We start from the raw sequence: 15,264 nt of genomic DNA on the forward strand, positions 1-15,264 counted from the left end.
GAACAGGTGGCGTAGTTCTATCGGATGGGTCCGACAAAACTTGCCTCAAGGCTCAACTTGCCTGCTCAGCGGCCGATCGGAGCTTCCCCCGACCGTGGAGGCCGGCTGTGAGTCCCGCCCGATACCTCGCCCGGACCGCCGGGTTCGCGGTGAGCTACCTACTGGCCCTGATCGTGGGGTCGGCGACCGACGGAATCGTCTGGCCGGCCGCCGCCGTGGGCGCGATCTGGCTGGTCGCCCAGGCCGGCCACGGCCCGCTGCGCTACGGCGTGCTCCCGATGATGGTGCTGTCCGCCCTGGTGCCGTCGACCGACGACCTGCTGGTGGGCCTGGCCCAGGCCGTACCGCAGGTGGTGCCCGCGGTGTTGTTCGCCTGGCTGGTCCAACGCCGGCAGAGCCGCAACCGGACAGCCGTCATCGCCGTGGCGGCCGCCACGGCGGCCGCCGCCGGCGTGGTGCTGCAGGGCGTGGTCGCCGCCGCGGACCTCGATTGGGCCACAGCCGGGTACGCCCTGGCACGCGACACAGTGACGGTCCTGGCCGCGATGGTCCTGATCCGCCACCTCACACGCAAGGACCCCGGCCCGGCGAAGCCCCGCCTCTACGTCGTCCGTTGAGACAGTGACCGCCGGGCCGCCCGGAATCATCGCGCCGATACGAGAGCGAGCCTTTCCAGGCCGTCGATTCGAGAAATCACGGTGGAGCCGATCCCGCCGGAATGGTGCCGTTGCCGAGTTGCGCGCGGGCCTCAGCCCGCGAAAGGCAGGACCTGAAGAGTGCTGCCGACGTTGTTCGCGCCGACCGCGCCGTAGGCACCGCGCAGCTCGAACAGGCCGGAGTCGCCGGCCGGCTGCACCCGCCAGATCTGTGACGACTTGCCGGGCACGCACTTCTCCAGTGCGAGCGCGACGTCCGGAGTGGCGGCGACGCAGTAACCGGTGCCCACCTCCTCGTTCCAGAACGGCGGCACGATGACCACCCGGTTGGGCTCCGACACGTTCGCCGGCTGGAACGACATCATCGTGGCGTCGGACCGGGTCCGGCCCGTGAAGTCGACCTTGCCACCCTTACCCACCTGCAGGAATCGGTCCGCGTCGGCGGTGGCGATGTCGATCACGACGCTCGCGCCGGGCCGGATGTCAGTGATCTTGATGCCGGACAGATCCGACTTCGCACCGGACCTCGCCTTCGCCGTTCTGGTGGCGGTGGTGGCCTTCTCGACCGGCGTGGTGTCGGCAGTTCCGGCCGGGCTCGGGGCCGAGGACGCCGGGGCCGCCGACGAAACCGTGTCGGGCGCGGTCGCGGTGATCGGCTCCCCGGTTTCGGCGCACGCCGTGAGCGACGCAGTGAAGGTGAGGGCCGCCGCGATGACAAAGGAACGGGAGAAACGCATGGTTTTCACTCCGGAAAGTAATGCGGAAAGGCGACGAAAGCCTGCCGGGATGCTGATTTCCCCGGCCCGTGGCGGCCTGCTGGAACAAACCCTATGGGTTCGGCAGCCGCCTTGATTCACCCATTCGTGCCACGACCGGAAACGGTTTCACGCGGCCGCGCCGGCAATCCCTTGTCGATGGGTTCGATCGCGTCCGGTGCGGCGGACGTCGGTTACCTCAGCGGCCCCGGGGGGCTGTGACAGGCTGTCGGCATGCCGGACGACGTGCTCGTGCCGAAGCTTCATCCCCTGCTCGCGACACGGTGGAGTCCGACGACGTTCGACCCGGGGTTCGAGCTCGATGCGGACCAGACCGAACTGCTTGTGGAAGCGGCGCGGTGGGCCCCGTCGGCCGGGAACTCGCAACCGTGGGCGTTCATCGTGAGTCGCCGGGGCGACGACACGCATCGCCGGCTGGTGCGTCATCTCGCTGCCAGTTCGAGCCGTTGGGCGCCCTCGGCAAGCGTTCTCGTGGCCAACCTGGCGCACCGCTACGTCGACGGCACCGACTGGGAATACTCCGAATTCGCGCTGTACGACCTGGGTCAAGCGGTCGCCCACATGACGATACAAGCGCAAGCTCTCGGGCTGTTCGCCCGGCAGTTCCGGGCCTTCGACCGCAGCGCCCTGGCGCACGAGTTCGGCGTACCGCCGCACTGGGAGGTCACCACCATGTCGGCCTTCGGCCGGGTGCCGAGCAGCCCTGACTCGGCCACGCCGCAGCCGCTCGAGGCGGCCCGCATGCGCCGTCCCATCGGGGATCTGCTCTGGACCGGGCCCTGACCGACGGGTGTCGGCTTCGGTATTGACACCCGTTCACGGCCATATTTAGCTTTCCGTGCTCGTATCGGAGGGGGCACGTATGCGCGCACATGGTCGGGGTGGGACACCGGGACGCGTTGTCCGTACAGCAAGAGTCCGCGCACTATCGGTCGCTCTCGCCGTCCTGGCCGTGTTCGGCATGGCCGGCGGCGGCCAAGCCGCGCCCCGTCCGGTCGCGACCGTAGCGCGTGTTTCGCCCGCCGACCCTCCGGTGGTACTGCCGAGGATGGACTGCGCGGGGCTGGCCGGGGCGGACCTGTCGGGGACGCCGGACGCTGCGGCGGTCATCGGGTCGGCGACCGCGGCGACGTCGCCGGACGGCTCCGCGGCCTGCGAGGTCAAGGGAGTCGTGGCGCCGCAGATCCAGTTCGACGTCTTCCTGCCCACCATGACGTGGCGGCAGCGGTACCTGCAGATCGGGTGCGCGTCGTTCTGCGGCAACGTCGACTTCTACGCCGACGCGACGGACGGGTGCGTGCCGCTGAACCGCGGTGACTTCGTGCTGGCCACCGACAACCAGGGGCATGTCGGCGCCGCCGGCTTCGACGCCACCTTCGGCGCCGACCCGCAGTTGCGTGTCGACTTCGGTTACCGGGCCGACCATGTCGTGGCGCTCGTCGCCAAGCGGCTCATCACCCTCTACTACGGACAGGGCCCGCGGTATTCGTACTTCGACGGTTGCTCGCAAGGCGGCCACGAGGGCCTGACCGAGGCGCAGCGCTACCCGCACGACTTCGACGGCATCGTCGCCGGCGCCCCGGCGTCGCTGTTCTCCTCGCTCAGCGTGTGGTCCGCGGGCTGGCACGCGACGGCGAACACCGATCCGCGGGGGCGGCCCATCCTGACCGCCGCCCAGCTTCCCGCCCTGCACGCCGCAGTCCTGGCTGCGTGCGACGCACGGGACGGCCTGGCCGACGGCCAGATCGACGACCCACGCGCCTGCGCGTTCGACCCGCGGAGCCTGCGCTGCGCGCCGGGAACCAGCCACGCGAACTGCCTCACCGACGCGCAGATCGATGCCGTACGCAAGCTGTACGACGGGCCACGCGACGAGCGGGGCCGGCTGATGTACCCCGGTGGTGAGCCGGTGGGCTCGGAAGCGAACTGGGCCCGCTGGGTCACCCCGACCGCGGCCGGCAACCCGGCCGGGGCCGCGGCCACCGCGACGAACGCGCTGAAATACCTTGCTTTCCCGTCCGCCCGGCCGACGATGACGCTGCCCGACCTGCACTACGACTCGGCGACCTTCCGTGAGATCGCCCAGCAGGCCGGCATCTACGACGCGAGCGACCCGGACCTGACCGCCTTCCGCGCCGCGGGCGGCAAGCTCCTGCTCTGGCACGGCTGGGCCGACCCGGCGATCTCGCCGTACGGGACGATCGCCTATTACCACGCGGTCACCGAGCGCATGGGCGGGCCGGCGGCCACGCAGCGGTTCGCCCGCCTGTTCCTGCTGCCGGGCGTCTCGCACTGCGGTGACGGCCAGGGACCGGACGCGATCGACGCGCTCACCCCCACCATCGCGTGGGTCGAGAGCGGCGTCGCACCCGAGCGGCTCGTGGCCACCAAGCGCCAGGACGACGACGTCGTACGTACCCGGCCGGTCTTTCCCTATCCGACAGTCGCCCGCTACGACGGCAGCGGCAGCGTCGACGACGCGGCGAATTTCGTCCCGACCCCGCCGCCCACCCGCTACCGGGACGACATCGCCTGGCTCGGGTCTTTCCGCTCGGGCTACGAGCAAACCTGCGGCTGGCACGACGGCCGCTGGGTCTGCACCCCGGCCCGGCACCCGGACTAGCTCGGCCGGCCCAGGTCTTCGGGCAGGACCGGCACCGGCCAGGTGGGGTCGGGGCGGAAGTCGACGTGGGTGCCGTCGAACGGGAAAGCGCCGGCTTCCGCCAGCCTGATCAGCCGCTCCCCCTCGGCCCGGACGACAGCGGCCTGCTCGGCGTCGAAATAGGCCGGGTTGCCGATGCGGGCGGCCATCTCGTCCTCATCCTTCCACTCCCAAGTGCGGTCGGGCCTGACCCAGACGTCGAGCACCAGGTCGGTCAGGTCGATCGCGTTCTCGTGGCGGGCGCAGGGCGTCTCCAGATTGACGTACCAGCCGACGAAGTCGCCCCTCTCGAAGAACCACCAGATCGAATGCCAGCCGTCGTACGGTCGAAGAACCAGAATGTCGTTGTCTTCCCACGTCTTGCGGACCAGCCGTGGCGAGCGCATCTCATTGATCGGCAGCTCGTGTTGCGAGTTGCCGGCGGCGTCCCGGAGCACGGCGAATTCGCTTCCCGCCGGGGTCCACAGCAGAAGGCCGGCGTGGTCGTCGCGGATCACCCGCATCGGCTGCACGAACGTGTAGTGCACGCCTCGAAAATAGCGACGCAGCACGGTTCTTCCGGGTTCGAAGGGCATGGTCGACACCGTAGCGACCGGCCGAAAGCCGGAGCCGGACCCGTCGACCGGCCGACCTCGAATGTGATCATCCGGACGGCTGATAGACCATCGCCTCTTCGACCCAGCAGGCGAATTGGTTTTCCCTCTTTGGCCGTCGGCCGAAAACCCGATTCGGACATAAGCTAGCTAATGGTACGTTTTGCGAGATGCCACCGTCGGACAATTTGTCTCGTTCGACCGGGTGGCAGGGCACAACTCCCGACCCAGCAGAGGATCACCATGTTGAAGGCTCTCGCCACCGGCGCCACGCTTCTCGCCTCATTGGCCGCAACCGCGGCACCCGCGGCGGCCTCCCCGGCACCGGCGCCACGAAGCGACATGACAATCAAAGTGGTTGCGGCCAACGGCTCCGGTTGTCCGTTGGGCAGCGCCCAAGTGACTCCCGCCCGGGACGGCAAGGCGTTCACCGTGACGTACAGCCAGTTCACCGCCCAGGTAGGAGTCGGCACCAAGCCGGGCGACTTCCGCAAGAACTGCCAATTGGCGCTCGACGTGCGGGTTCCGCAGGGTTACACCTACGCCGTCTCCAGGACCGACTATCGGGGTTTCGCCAGCATTCAGCGCGGCGCAAACGCGTCCCTGACCGCCTTCACCTATTTCCAGGGCGACTCCCGTACCGGCATGACCAGGTACAACTTCAACGGACCCACCGACGGGAACTGGCAGCGGAGCAAGGCGGTCGGGATCAGCGCGCTGTCGTTCCGCCCCTGCGGGGGACAGCGCTATCTCAATATCAACAATGAACTGCGCGTTTCCGCCGGTTCGACGGCGAACAGGGCGGCCAGCCTCATCACCATGGACTCCACCGATGGCAACCTGGACACCACTTATCACGTCGCCTGGAAGAAGTGCTGACCCGTTCTTCACCACGACCGGCCCGGGGCTGCTGCCCCGGGCCGGTTCGGCTGTGCCTGCTTGTCAGCACTTCTTCCAGGCGACGTGGTAGACGGTGTCGATGCGGCCGTCGGTCGAGTCCATGGTCAGCATGCTCGTCGTCTTCCTGATGTTGGAAGATCCGGCATTCACCCGAAGCTCGGTATTGACATTGAGGTAGCGCTTCTCACCGCACGGCAGGAAAGCCAGCGAACTGATGCCGACGGTGTCGGTGCGCTGCCAATTGCCGTCGATCGGGCCCCGGAAATCGTGCCGGATCTGGGTGCTCTGCCGTTCACCCTGGAAGTAGTAGTTGGCGGTCTCGGACCCGGAGGCACCACGCTCCAAATGGGCGAAACCGCGGTAGTCGGTGCCGGAAATCGCGTACGTATACCCCTGCGGGACGTGCACGTCGAGGGCCAGCTGACAATTCTTGCGGAAGTCCGCCGCCTTTGTTCCGAGACCCACCTGCGCGGTGAACTGGCTGTACGTGACGGTAAAGGCTTTGTTGTCCGGAGCCGGCGTCACCTGGGCACTGCCCAATGGACATCCGGAGCCGTTGGCGGCGACGACGCCGATGACCATCTCTTCGTCCGGGAGCGCAGAACCAGCAGCGTTCGCCGGCACGCCGGTGGCGACGAGGGAAGCCGCCAAAGTGGCGCCGACAGCAAGAGCTTTGAGCACGGTAACCCTTTCTAATACGTGAGCCGATCCACAATTCGTTCACGCGAGAACATGACGTAGTTCGACCGCGTACTCGTGATCGATGCACTACGAAATACTCCGGCGACATCAAGACAACGATGCAGAAGACGCTCGCGTAACTATTCTTCGGACATACCGACCGAGTAGGCGAGCACGATTTCGCCCATTTGGCCTACCCATCCCGTCGGTGGCGCGGGCCGATATCACATTAATTGTTATCGAGACAATGCCAGCTTGCGGAGGCCGTCCGGGCAGCGAGGACGGTCCGGCATCATGGGGGCCATGCGGTCCCGGAACGTTCGATTGTGGTGGATGGTCGGCCCGGCCGCCGGCACGCTGTTGGGCCTGCTCGACTCGGCCGTCAACCATGTGCCGGCGCTGCTGGGTGAGGTCGGGAAGGCACGTGCTGAGCGGGGCGGCTGGTCGCAGGCCGCGGAGTTCGCGAGTTTGATTCTGGATGCCGGGTGGGCTTGGGCGGCGACGGCTGTCCTGGCGGGCCGGCTGGTGAGCCGGCCCGCCAGTGCGGCGGCGGGGATGTCGGCCGGCGCGCTGGCGGGTGGTCTCGTGCTGGTCTTCGCCACCGTTGGCTACTACGGGGCGGACGTGCTGTTCGACGGCGGCACCTGGTGGAGCCCGACGACTCGCTACTGGCTGGTGGGCAGTGTGTTGCTCGGTCCGCCGCTCGGGGTGGTCGGCGCGCTGATCCGGTGCCGCGGTCCGATCGCGGCGGTGGCCGCGCTGGTTGTGCCCGCGGGCGCGGCCCTGCAGATGGCTCTGTTGCCGCCGCCGCCGGAAAGCCGGATGGCGGAACCGGTGCGCTGGAGCGTCTGGGTCGCGGCCGTTGTCGCCACCGTGTCGGTCGCCCGCGGAATCCGCCGTCGCGGCGCGAGATCGCCGCGCGAAAACATGAGGGCGGGCTGCGACACGCGGTGACGAGTTCAGCGGTTCGGGCGGTCGAGACCGGTGCCGTAACGCGCCACCAGGGTGCGGACGGCTTCGTCGACCACCGCGGTCGTGCGGGCCGGGGTCACGGTCCGGTCCGGGAACACCAGGCTCGGCCAGAACAGGTAGTTGGAGATCATCCCGAGGAACTGCGTGGCGGCCATCTCATGTCTCGTTTCGCCGAGCAGACCGTGCTCGTGGCGGTCCGGGGACTCACTCGGACCGCCACCCTCGAGTTGGGCCGCGACAACATCCGGGTCAATGCCCTCCACCCCGGCGTTGTCGCCACCCCGTTCATCACCGAGCCGGCGGCCGGCGGTGACGTACCGATCGCCGATTTCTACTCACCCGAGCCGTTCGCCGTCCCGCGACTGGGGCCGCCCGCCGACGTCACCGCACTGCTGTTGGGCCTGACATCGCCGCAGGCGGCCTTCGTCACCGGCGCCGAAATGTCGTCGACGGCGGGCTGCTCCTCGGTCCCGCCCTGGGCAAGGAGGCCGCATGACGGCCGAATCCAGGGGTGCGGGTCAGGGCGCCGGGCGCTCGACGGCGGTCGCCGGGTTGCCGTCGACCGCGGCCTTGAGCAGCGGGGTCAGCTTCTCCAGCAGGAACGGCAGGCTCAGCGGGGTGATGAACGAGGTGGCGCCGCCGGTCAGTTCCTCGTTCTCCAGGTAGATGTCCCGGCCCTCGGTCTTGACCTTCAGCTTCGCGTACAGCGGGTCGGCCTGCACCTTCGCCTTGTCGGTGTCGTACTTGTCGACCAGCCAGATCAGTACGTCGGTGTCGAGCATGTCGGTGCGTTCCTTGCTCAGGTTCGCGCCGAACTCCTTGCCGGTCACCTCGGCCAGACCGGCCGGCAGCTTGAAGCCGAGGTCGGTCAGGAACCGGCCGCGAGGGTCCTGCGGGCCGTAGACGTAGTAGCCCTCGTAGGTCATCGCCATCAGTCCGGTGGCACCCTGGAACTCCGGATTGGCGGCCTTGACCGCGTCGATCCTGCCCTGCACCCCGGCGACGACCTTCTCGGCCTGGTCGGACCGGCCGACCGCCTTGCCCACCGTGCGGGTGACGTCCTGCCAGGAGACGCCGTAGTCGACCTGGCCCTTGGGCTGGGCGATCACCGGGGCGAGTTTGGACAGGGTGTCGTACTCGGCCTTGGTGAGGGCGGAGTACATCCCGATGATGAGGTCCGGCCGCAGCGCCGCGACCTTCTCCACCTGTACGCCGTCGGTGCTGGTCAGCACCTGCGGCTTGGGGTTGCTGCCGAGCGCGGCCTCGGCCCACGGCCAGATCGCGCCGGGCTTCTCGCCGAACCACTCGGTGGTGGCCACCGGGACCACGCCCAGCGAGAGCAGCGCGTCCTGCTCGACCAGGCCCACCACGACGATCCGGCGAGGTTCGGCGGGGACGGTGGTGGTGCCGTACTTGTTGTCGATCGACACGGGGAACGCGTTGGCGGTGGGGGCGCCACTGGTCGAGGACGCCGCCGGTTCCTCGGTGCTCCCGCCACATGCCGCGACAGCGAGCAGGAGCCCGGTCGCCACCGTCGCGCTGACGGTCCGCCGGATATCGATTAGCCGCACGGTTGGTCCTTTCTGCTCGGACGAGACCCAGGGGAGATGGCCTCGGATGGGAGTGTAGGTTAGCCTCACCTAATCAGACGAGCTCAGAGGGGTGGGAACGCGTGACCACAGGCACCGGCCTCCGCCCGGCGCCGGTCGGCGCCCAGCCGGACCAGGCCCCGCCCTCGCGCACCGCGCGGCGCTGGACCGGACTCGCCGTCGGGCTGGTCCTGCTCGCCGTGGCGGTGGCCCTGAGCATCGCGGTGGGCAGCCGCACGATCGGTCTGTCGACTGTGTGGCAGGTGCTCTGGCACGACACCGGCACGCCCGAGTCGGTGATCGTGCACCAACTGCGCCTGCCCCGTACGGTCCTCGGCATCGGGGTGGGGGCCGCGCTCGGCCTGGCCGGCACGTTGATGCAGGCGCTGACCCGCAACCCGCTCGCCGAGCCCGGTCTGCTCGGGGTCAACCTGGGCGCCTCCACCGCGGTGGTGCTGGCGATCGCCTTCCTCGGCGTCACGTCGCCCACCGGCTACGTCTGGTTCGCCTTCGTCGGCGCCGCGCTCACCTCCGTCGTCGTGTTCGCGCTCGGCGGCTCCGGGCGGGCCCCGACACCGGAGCGTCAGGTGCTCGCCGGCGTCGCGTTCACCTCGGTGCTCGGCGCGATCGTCTGGGCCGTCCTGGTGTCCCGGCGGGAGGTGTTCGATCGCTACCGGCACTGGGACGTGGGCTCGCTGGCCGACCGGGAGACCTCGACGATCGTCGCGCTCGCCCCGTTCCTGGCCGCCGGGATGGTGCTCGCCCTCGTGCTGGGCCGGCAGTTGAACGCGCTGGCGCTGGGCGACGAGTCGGCCACCTCGATGGGCGCCCGGCCGGGCCGGATCCGCGCGCTCGGCATGGTCGCGATCACGCTGCTCTGCGGCGCCGCCACCGCCGCGTCCGGGCCGATCTGGTTCCTCGGGCTGGCCGTGCCCTACGCGGCCCGCATGTTCGTCGGCTCCGACCACCGCTGGATCCTGGCCTACGCGCTGGTTCTCGGCCCGGCCCTGCTGCTCGCCTCGGACGTGGCCGGCCGGGTGCTGGTCGCCCCGGCCGAGCTCCCGGTCGGCGTGGTGACCGCGTTCGTCGGCGCGCCGCTGTTCATCGCCCTGTGCCGCCGACGCCGGCTGAGCGTGCTGTGACCGCCCCGGTGCTACGGCTGACCCGGGTCGGCGGGGCGCGTCGGATCGTCCTCGGCAGCCCGGCCGGCCGGTTCTCGCTGCGGATGCCGCTGCGCTCGGCGCTCGTCGGGACCGGGTTGCTGGTGCTCGCGCTGGCCGTGTCGCTGGTCAGTCTGACCTCGGGCGACTTCCCGATCCCGGTGACCGACGTGCTGCGCAGCCTGATCGGGCAGGGCAACCCCGGCACCGACTTCATCGTGCACGAGCTGCGCCTGCCCCGGGTGCTGGTCACGCTGCTGGTCGGCGCGGCGTTCGGGGCCAGCGGCACGATTTTCCAGGGGCTGACCCGCAACCCGCTGGGCAGCCCCGACTTCGTCGGCCTGACCGTGGGCGCGGCGACCGGCGCGCTGATCGTGATCCTGGTGCTCGGTGGCGGCGGGTTCGCGGTCGCGGCCGGCGCGGTCATCGGCTGTCTGGTCACCGCGGTCGCCATCTACCTGCTGGCGTTCCGGCACGGTGTGCAGCCGTTCCGCCTGGTGCTCATCGGCATCGGCGTCTCGGCGCTGCTCGAGGCGATGAACTCCTATCTGATCTACCGCGCCCGGCTGGACGAGGCGGTCTCCGCCCAGGTCTGGCTGATCGGCAGCACCAACGGGCGCGGCTGGACCGAGGTCGCGCTGGTCGGCGTCGCGGTCGCGGTGCTGCTGCCGATCGTGCTCCACCACGGCCGGCACCTGGACATGCTGGCGCTCGGCGACGAGACCGCCACCCTGCACGGCGTACCGGTCGAGCGCAGCCGGGCGGTGCTCGCGCTCTGCGGCGTGGCACTGGCCGCCGCGGCCACCGGTGCGGCCGGGCCGATCGCCTTCGTCGCGCTCGCCGCCGGGCCGCTGGCCGGCCGACTCACCCGTTCGCCGCACGCCGGGATCCTGCCCGGCGCGCTGATGGGCGCGGCGCTGCTGGCGGTCAGTGACTGGCTGGCCCAGCACGCGTGGCCGGGCGGGGACATCCCGGTCGGCAACGTCACCGCGGCGCTCGGCGGCGTCTACCTGACCTGGCTGCTGGTGCACGAACGCAGGAGGCTCGGATGAGCCCGGAGGGGAGCACGGCGATGACCGAGGCACGGCTGCGGGCCGACGCGCTGACGCTGGCCTACGACAAGCGGGTGATCGTCGAGGATCTCGACGTGAAGATCACCGACGGCTCCTTCACGGTGATCGTCGGGCCGAACGCGTGCGGCAAGTCCACCCTGCTCAAGTCGCTGGCGCGGGTCCTCAAGCCACGGTCCGGGGCGGTCTGTCTGGACGGGCAGGCGATCGCCTCGTACCCCTCGAAGCAGGTCGCCAAGCAGCTGGGCATGCTGCCGCAGTCGCCGGTGGTGCCGGGCGGGATCGTGGTCGAGGAGTTGGTCGCCCGGGGCCGGTACGCCCATCAGAAGCTGCTCCGGCAGTGGTCGCCGGCGGACGAGGCGGCGGTCGCCGACGCGATGCGGCAGACCGAGGTGACCGACCTGGCCGATCGGTTCGTCGACGAGCTCTCCGGCGGGCAGCGGCAGCGGGTCTGGCTGGCCATGGCGCTGGCCCAGCAGACCCCGATCCTGCTGCTCGACGAGCCGACCACGTTCCTCGACCTGTCCCACCAGTTCGAGGTGCTGGACCTCTGCGCCGAGTTGCACGAGCAGGGGCGCACGGTGGTCGCGGTGCTGCACGACCTGAACCACGCCTGCCGCTACGCCACCGAACTGATCGTGATGAAGGACGGCCAGGTGCTCGCCCAGGGCGCGCCGGCCGAGGTGATGACCGCGGAACTGGTCGAGCGGGTGTTCACGATGCCCTGCCGGGTGATGAACGACCCGGAGACCGGCACCCCGATGATCATTCCGGCCAACCGGCAGCGGCGCCGTTCCGCGCGTACCGAACTCGACCTGGCCACCGCGTGAGCGTGCTCCGGGAAACCCTGCGCGGGCAGCGCGGACCGCTCGCCTGGAGCACCCTGTTCGTCACCGGGCACCAGGCCGGCGAGGCCGCGGTGCCGTTCCTGATCGGCGTCGTGATCGATCGCGCGGTCGGCGGCCGCACCGGCGACCTGTATCTCTGGCTCGGCGTGCTGGCCGCGGTCTACGTGATGCTCAGCTACAGCTACCGATGGGGCGCCCGGTTCGGCGAACGGGCCGCCGAGCAGGGCGCGCACGACCTGCGGATGCGGATCACCCGGCGGGTGCTGCACGAGCGCGGCGGGGCCGAGACCGACCGGCTGCCCGGCGCGCTGGTGTCGATCGCGACCAGCGACGCGGCCCGGGTCGGCGCGGTCGCGCTGGCGGTCACCTACGCGGTCGCGGCGAGCGTCGCGCTGATCTTCACCGCCGTGCTGCTGCTGACCATCTCGATCCCGCTGGGTCTGCTGGTGCTGCTCGGCACTCCCCCGCTGCTCTGGCTGACCCGCAAGCTCGGCGAGCCGCTGGAGGAGCGCAGCGAGACCGAGCAGGAGCACGGCGCGCAGGCCTCGGGCATCGCCGCCGATCTGGTCGCCGGACTGCGGGTGGTCAAGGGTCTGCGGGCCGAGAACGCGGCGGTCGCCCGCTATCGCGAGCGCAGCCGGAACGCGCTGGCCGCCACCGTGCGGGCGGCCCGCGCCGAGGCCGCCTACCAGGGCGTGGTGCTGGTGTTCAGCGGCGCCTTCCTGGCCGTGGTGGCGGTGGTCGGCGGAATCCTCGCGGTGCGCGGTCACCTCACCGTCGGGCAGCTGATCTCCACGCTGGGCCTGGCCCAGTTCCTGGTCAATCCGATGTCGACATTCGGCTGGGTGGGCGCCGATCTGGCCCAGGGCCGGGCCTCGGCCCGGCGCGTGCAGGCGGTGCTCGACGCGCCCGAGGCGGTGCCGGGCGGCCGCGACGAACCATCCCTTCCGGTACGCGGCGGGCTGACGATCCGGGGCGTACGCGGCGGCATCGACCTCGACGTGGCGCCCGGTGAACTGGTCGGGATCGTCGCGAGCGACCCGGCCGACGCCGCCGACCTGGTGCGTCTGCTGGGTCGCGACCACGACCCCGCGGACGGCCGGATCGAGCTGGACGGGCGTGTGCTGACCGAGCTGTCCCCCGGGTCGCTGCGAGCCGTCCTGCTGGCCACCGAACACCACACCGACCTGTTCGACGGCACCGTGCGCGACGCGGTGTCGCTCGGCGGCCGGGCCGGGCCGGAGGTCGTCGACGCGGCGGTCACCGCGGCCGGTGCCGACGAGGTGGCCCGCACCCTGCCCGACGGTCTGGACACGGTGCTCGACGACCGGGCGCGCTCGCTCTCCGGCGGCCAGCGGCAACGCATCGCGCTGGCCCGGGCGCTGGCCGGGGAGCCGCCGGTGCTCGTCGTGCACGACCCGACGACCGCGGTCGACACGGTCACCGAGGCGCGGATCGCCGGGCGACTGCGCGAGATGCGCAGTGGCCGGACGACCGTGCTGATCACCACGAGCCCGGCGTTGCTCGCGGTCACCGACCGGGTGGTCGTCGTGCGCGACGGCGCGGTGACCGCCGACGGCGCCCACAGCGAACTCGTCGCGTCCGACGCCGACTATCGGGAGATCGTCCTCGCATGACCGCCCTTCTGCCCATCGCCACCGGCCGGCGCACCCGGGCCTGTCTGCGGGTGCTCGTGCGCCCCCGGCGTGGCCGGCTGGCCGGGGCATTGCTGCTGCTGGTCGCCGGCACGATCGCCGGACTGGTGACGCCCCCGCTGCTCGGGCACATCGTGGACCTGGCCGACGGCGGCGGCAGCACCACCGACTTCGTGGTCACCGGGGCCGCGCTGGTGGCCGGCGCGATCGGGGAGGCGGTGCTGGCCGGGTTCGGGGTCGCGCTGCTCGCCCAGGTCGGCGAGAGCATGCTGGCCGGGCTGCGGGAACGGTTCGTCGAGTCGGCTCTGCGCCTGCCGCTCGAGAAGGTCGAGCGGGCCGGCGCCGGCGACCTCACCTCGCGCGTCACCAACGACGTGTCGGTGATCGCCGAGGCGGCCCGCGGCGCGCTGCCCGAGTTCACCCGGGCGGTGCTGACTATCGGGCTCACGCTGGCCGGGATGGCCGTCCTGGACTGGCGGTTCCTGGCGGCCGCGCTGATCGCGGTGCCGGTGCAGGCGTACACGGTCCGCTGGTATGCCCGCCGGGCCGTTCCGCTCTATGCCCGGCAGCGGGTCGCGGTCGCCGACCAGCAGCACCACCTGCTGGCCACCATCTCCGGCGCGCCCACGATCCGGGCGTTCCGGCTCGCCGCCGAGCACCGCGACCGGGTCGGCACGAAGTCGCAGCAGGCGGTCGACCTGCTGCTGCGCGGGATCGCGTTGCAGACCCGGTTCTACGCGCGGCTGCACGTGGCCGAGTTCGCCGGCCTGGCCGCGGTGCTCGCGACCGGCTTCTCCCTGGTCCGAGGCGACCTGGTGAGCCTCGGTACGGCGACCGCGGCGGCACTCTACTTCCACGGGCTGTTCGGCCCGGTGAACGTGGCGCTCGCGCTTGTCGACGACGCCCAGGCGGCCGCCTCCGGCCTGGACCGGCTGGTCGGGGTGGCCGACCTCGACACGCCCGCGCCGGCACCGGCCGAGCGGGGCGCCGGACCGGACGCGATCGTCGTCCGCGACCTGGACTTCGGCTATCTCCCCGGGCGCCCGGTGCTGTCCGGTGTGGACCTGACGATCCGGCGGGGCGAGCGGGTCGCGGTGGTCGGGTCCAGCGGGGCCGGCAAGACCACCCTGGCCAAGGTGATCGCGGGGGTGCACCCGCCGACCGCCGGGACGGTGGCGGTGCCGGCCGGCGAGGTCGCGCTGATCACTCAGGAAGTGCACGTGTTCGCCGGGCCGCTGGCCGACGACCTGCGGCTGGCCCGGCCGGAGGCGTCCGACGACGACGTGCGGGCCGCGCTGGCCGAGGTGGACGCGCTGGGCTGGGTCGAGCGGCTGCCGGCGGGCCTGGACACCGCGGTCGGCTCGGGGGGCCACCCGCTCACCGCGGCGCAGGCCCAGCAGCTGGCGTTCGCCCGGCTGATCCTGGCCGACCCGCCGGTGGCGATCCTCGACGAGGCCACCGCGGAGGCCGGCAGTGCGGGGGCCCGGCTGCTCGAACGGGTGGCCACGGCGGCGCTGCGGGACCGGACGGCAGTGATCGTCGCGCACCGGCTCACCCAGGCGGTGGCGGCCGACCGGGTGGTCGTGCTGGCCGACGGCCGGGTCGTCGAGGTCGGCGCGCACGACGAGCTGATCCAGCGCGACGGCCCGTACTCGGTGCTGTGGCAGGCCTGGTCGGACCAGCGCGCCCGGCGGTGAGAAAG

The 15,264-nt window shown here is 71.1% G+C and carries 16 protein-coding genes and 1 pseudogene; 12 read left to right on the plus strand and 5 right to left on the minus strand.

Annotation, left to right across the window (positions count from 1 at the left end):
• Positions 1 to 107 precede the first annotated feature (107 nt).
• Positions 108 to 617, plus strand: a complete 510-nt coding sequence (locus Afe05nite_RS39885; protein ID WP_203822535.1) for a hypothetical protein — start codon at positions 108 to 110, stop codon at positions 615 to 617.
• Positions 618 to 748: 131 nt separating this feature from the next.
• Here Afe05nite_RS39885 and Afe05nite_RS39890 read toward each other — a convergent pair whose 3' ends face one another.
• Positions 749 to 1,117: a hypothetical protein gene (locus Afe05nite_RS39890; protein WP_203822536.1), complete on the minus strand. Its 369-nt coding sequence runs from the start codon at positions 1,115 to 1,117 to the stop codon at positions 749 to 751.
• Here Afe05nite_RS39890 and Afe05nite_RS39895 point away from each other — a divergent pair.
• The 3 genes from Afe05nite_RS39895 to Afe05nite_RS39905 all read left to right on the plus strand — a co-directional run bounded on the left by Afe05nite_RS39895 (position 1,107) and on the right by Afe05nite_RS39905 (position 4,055).
• Entirely contained in the window at positions 1,107 to 1,508 is a 402-nt protein-coding gene (locus Afe05nite_RS39895) for a hypothetical protein (RefSeq protein ID WP_203822537.1), read from the plus strand. The genes Afe05nite_RS39890 and Afe05nite_RS39895 overlap by 11 nt on opposite strands.
• Before the next feature lie 137 nt (positions 1,509 to 1,645).
• Positions 1,646 to 2,215 (plus strand): nitroreductase family protein, encoded by a 570-nt coding sequence (locus tag Afe05nite_RS39900; RefSeq protein WP_203822538.1) that lies wholly within the window; start codon positions 1,646 to 1,648, stop codon positions 2,213 to 2,215.
• Positions 2,216 to 2,480: 265 nt separating this feature from the next.
• A complete protein-coding gene (locus Afe05nite_RS39905) occupies positions 2,481 to 4,055 on the plus strand; it encodes a tannase/feruloyl esterase family alpha/beta hydrolase (protein ID WP_203822539.1) in 1,575 nt (524 codons plus the stop codon).
• On the opposite strand, the gene Afe05nite_RS39910 is transcribed toward Afe05nite_RS39905, so the two are convergent.
• Positions 4,052 to 4,669, minus strand: coding sequence for a ribonuclease FAU-1 family protein (locus tag Afe05nite_RS39910; protein ID WP_203822540.1), 618 nt, complete (start codon positions 4,667 to 4,669; stop codon positions 4,052 to 4,054). The two genes, Afe05nite_RS39905 and Afe05nite_RS39910, sit on opposite strands and share 4 nt — an antisense overlap.
• A gap of 261 nt (positions 4,670 to 4,930) precedes the next feature.
• Between Afe05nite_RS39910 and Afe05nite_RS39915 the strand changes: the two genes are divergently transcribed.
• Complete coding sequence (locus tag Afe05nite_RS39915; RefSeq protein ID WP_203822541.1) at positions 4,931 to 5,566, plus strand: DUF4360 domain-containing protein; 636 nt, start codon at positions 4,931 to 4,933, stop codon at positions 5,564 to 5,566.
• 63 nt (positions 5,567 to 5,629) lie between these two features.
• Here the strand turns inward: Afe05nite_RS39915 and Afe05nite_RS39920 are convergent, their stop codons facing one another.
• The gene (locus Afe05nite_RS39920) at positions 5,630 to 6,268 is read right to left on the minus strand and encodes a DUF4360 domain-containing protein (RefSeq protein WP_203822542.1); all 639 of its coding nucleotides are present in this window, start codon (positions 6,266 to 6,268) and stop codon (positions 5,630 to 5,632) included.
• 333 nt (positions 6,269 to 6,601) lie between these two features.
• Between Afe05nite_RS39920 and Afe05nite_RS39925 the strand changes: the two genes are divergently transcribed.
• Positions 6,602 to 7,222 (plus strand): DUF6518 family protein, encoded by a 621-nt coding sequence (locus Afe05nite_RS39925; RefSeq protein WP_203822543.1) that lies wholly within the window; start codon positions 6,602 to 6,604, stop codon positions 7,220 to 7,222.
• A gap of 5 nt (positions 7,223 to 7,227) precedes the next feature.
• Here Afe05nite_RS39925 and Afe05nite_RS39930 read toward each other — a convergent pair whose 3' ends face one another.
• Positions 7,228 to 7,395 (minus strand): TetR/AcrR family transcriptional regulator C-terminal domain-containing protein, encoded by a 168-nt coding sequence (locus Afe05nite_RS39930; protein WP_239118565.1) that lies wholly within the window; start codon positions 7,393 to 7,395, stop codon positions 7,228 to 7,230.
• A 3-nt stretch (positions 7,396 to 7,398) separates the two neighbouring features.
• Between Afe05nite_RS39930 and Afe05nite_RS39935 the strand changes: the two are divergent.
• Positions 7,399 to 7,638: pseudogene (locus Afe05nite_RS39935) on the plus strand (SDR family oxidoreductase); the annotation flags it as partial.
• Positions 7,639 to 7,758: 120 nt separating this feature from the next.
• On the opposite strand, the gene Afe05nite_RS39940 reads toward Afe05nite_RS39935, so the two are convergent.
• Complete coding sequence (locus Afe05nite_RS39940; RefSeq protein ID WP_203822544.1) at positions 7,759 to 8,811, minus strand: iron-siderophore ABC transporter substrate-binding protein; 1,053 nt, start codon at positions 8,809 to 8,811, stop codon at positions 7,759 to 7,761.
• A 101-nt stretch (positions 8,812 to 8,912) separates the two neighbouring features.
• Between Afe05nite_RS39940 and Afe05nite_RS39945 the strand changes: the two genes are divergently transcribed.
• Genes Afe05nite_RS39945 through Afe05nite_RS39965 form a run of 5 tightly spaced genes read left to right on the plus strand, consistent with a single transcriptional unit; the run spans position 8,913 to position 15,259 of the window.
• Positions 8,913 to 9,971 carry a FecCD family ABC transporter permease gene (locus Afe05nite_RS39945; RefSeq protein ID WP_203822545.1) on the plus strand — a complete coding sequence of 353 codons (1,059 nt, stop codon included), beginning with the start codon at positions 8,913 to 8,915 and terminating at the stop codon, positions 9,969 to 9,971.
• The gene (locus Afe05nite_RS39950) at positions 9,968 to 11,041 is read left to right on the plus strand and encodes a FecCD family ABC transporter permease (RefSeq protein WP_239118566.1); all 1,074 of its coding nucleotides are present in this window, start codon (positions 9,968 to 9,970) and stop codon (positions 11,039 to 11,041) included. Before Afe05nite_RS39945 ends, Afe05nite_RS39950 begins: the two co-directional genes overlap by 4 nt.
• A gap of 20 nt (positions 11,042 to 11,061) precedes the next feature.
• Positions 11,062 to 11,889, plus strand: coding sequence for an ABC transporter ATP-binding protein (locus Afe05nite_RS39955; RefSeq protein ID WP_203822546.1), 828 nt, complete (start codon positions 11,062 to 11,064; stop codon positions 11,887 to 11,889).
• A 2-nt stretch (positions 11,890 to 11,891) separates the two neighbouring features.
• The gene (locus Afe05nite_RS39960) at positions 11,892 to 13,544 is read left to right on the plus strand and encodes an ABC transporter ATP-binding protein (RefSeq protein WP_239118567.1); all 1,653 of its coding nucleotides are present in this window, start codon (positions 11,892 to 11,894) and stop codon (positions 13,542 to 13,544) included.
• Positions 13,541 to 15,259 (plus strand): ABC transporter ATP-binding protein, encoded by a 1,719-nt coding sequence (locus Afe05nite_RS39965; RefSeq protein WP_203822548.1) that lies wholly within the window; start codon positions 13,541 to 13,543, stop codon positions 15,257 to 15,259. Before Afe05nite_RS39960 ends, Afe05nite_RS39965 begins: the two co-directional genes overlap by 4 nt.
• Positions 15,260 to 15,264 lie beyond the last annotated feature (5 nt).

Origin of the sequence: Paractinoplanes ferrugineus (assembly GCF_016862195.1) — a bacterium.
Lineage (GTDB): Bacteria > Actinomycetota > Actinomycetes > Mycobacteriales > Micromonosporaceae > Actinoplanes > Actinoplanes ferrugineus.

What these genes read in the sequence shown, in the direction of transcription:
- Afe05nite_RS39895 (WP_203822537.1), top strand. Translation starts at nt 1,107, where the DNA reads ATGTCGATCACGACGCTCGCGCCGGGCCGGATGTCAGTGATCTTGATG.
- Afe05nite_RS39900 (WP_203822538.1), top strand. Translation starts at nt 1,646, where the DNA reads ATGCCGGACGACGTGCTCGTGCCGAAGCTTCATCCCCTGCTCGCGACA.
- Afe05nite_RS39905 (WP_203822539.1), top strand. Translation starts at nt 2,481, where the DNA reads ATGGACTGCGCGGGGCTGGCCGGGGCGGACCTGTCGGGGACGCCGGAC.
- Afe05nite_RS39910 (WP_203822540.1), bottom strand. Translation starts at nt 4,669, where the DNA reads ATGCCCTTCGAACCCGGAAGAACCGTGCTGCGTCGCTATTTTCGAGGC.
- Afe05nite_RS39915 (WP_203822541.1), top strand. Translation starts at nt 4,931, where the DNA reads ATGTTGAAGGCTCTCGCCACCGGCGCCACGCTTCTCGCCTCATTGGCC.
- Afe05nite_RS39925 (WP_203822543.1), top strand. Translation starts at nt 6,602, where the DNA reads ATGGTCGGCCCGGCCGCCGGCACGCTGTTGGGCCTGCTCGACTCGGCC.
- Afe05nite_RS39930 (WP_239118565.1), bottom strand. Translation starts at nt 7,395, where the DNA reads ATGGCCGCCACGCAGTTCCTCGGGATGATCTCCAACTACCTGTTCTGG.
- Afe05nite_RS39955 (WP_203822546.1), top strand. Translation starts at nt 11,062, where the DNA reads ATGACCGAGGCACGGCTGCGGGCCGACGCGCTGACGCTGGCCTACGAC.
- Afe05nite_RS39965 (WP_203822548.1), top strand. Translation starts at nt 13,541, where the DNA reads ATGACCGCCCTTCTGCCCATCGCCACCGGCCGGCGCACCCGGGCCTGT.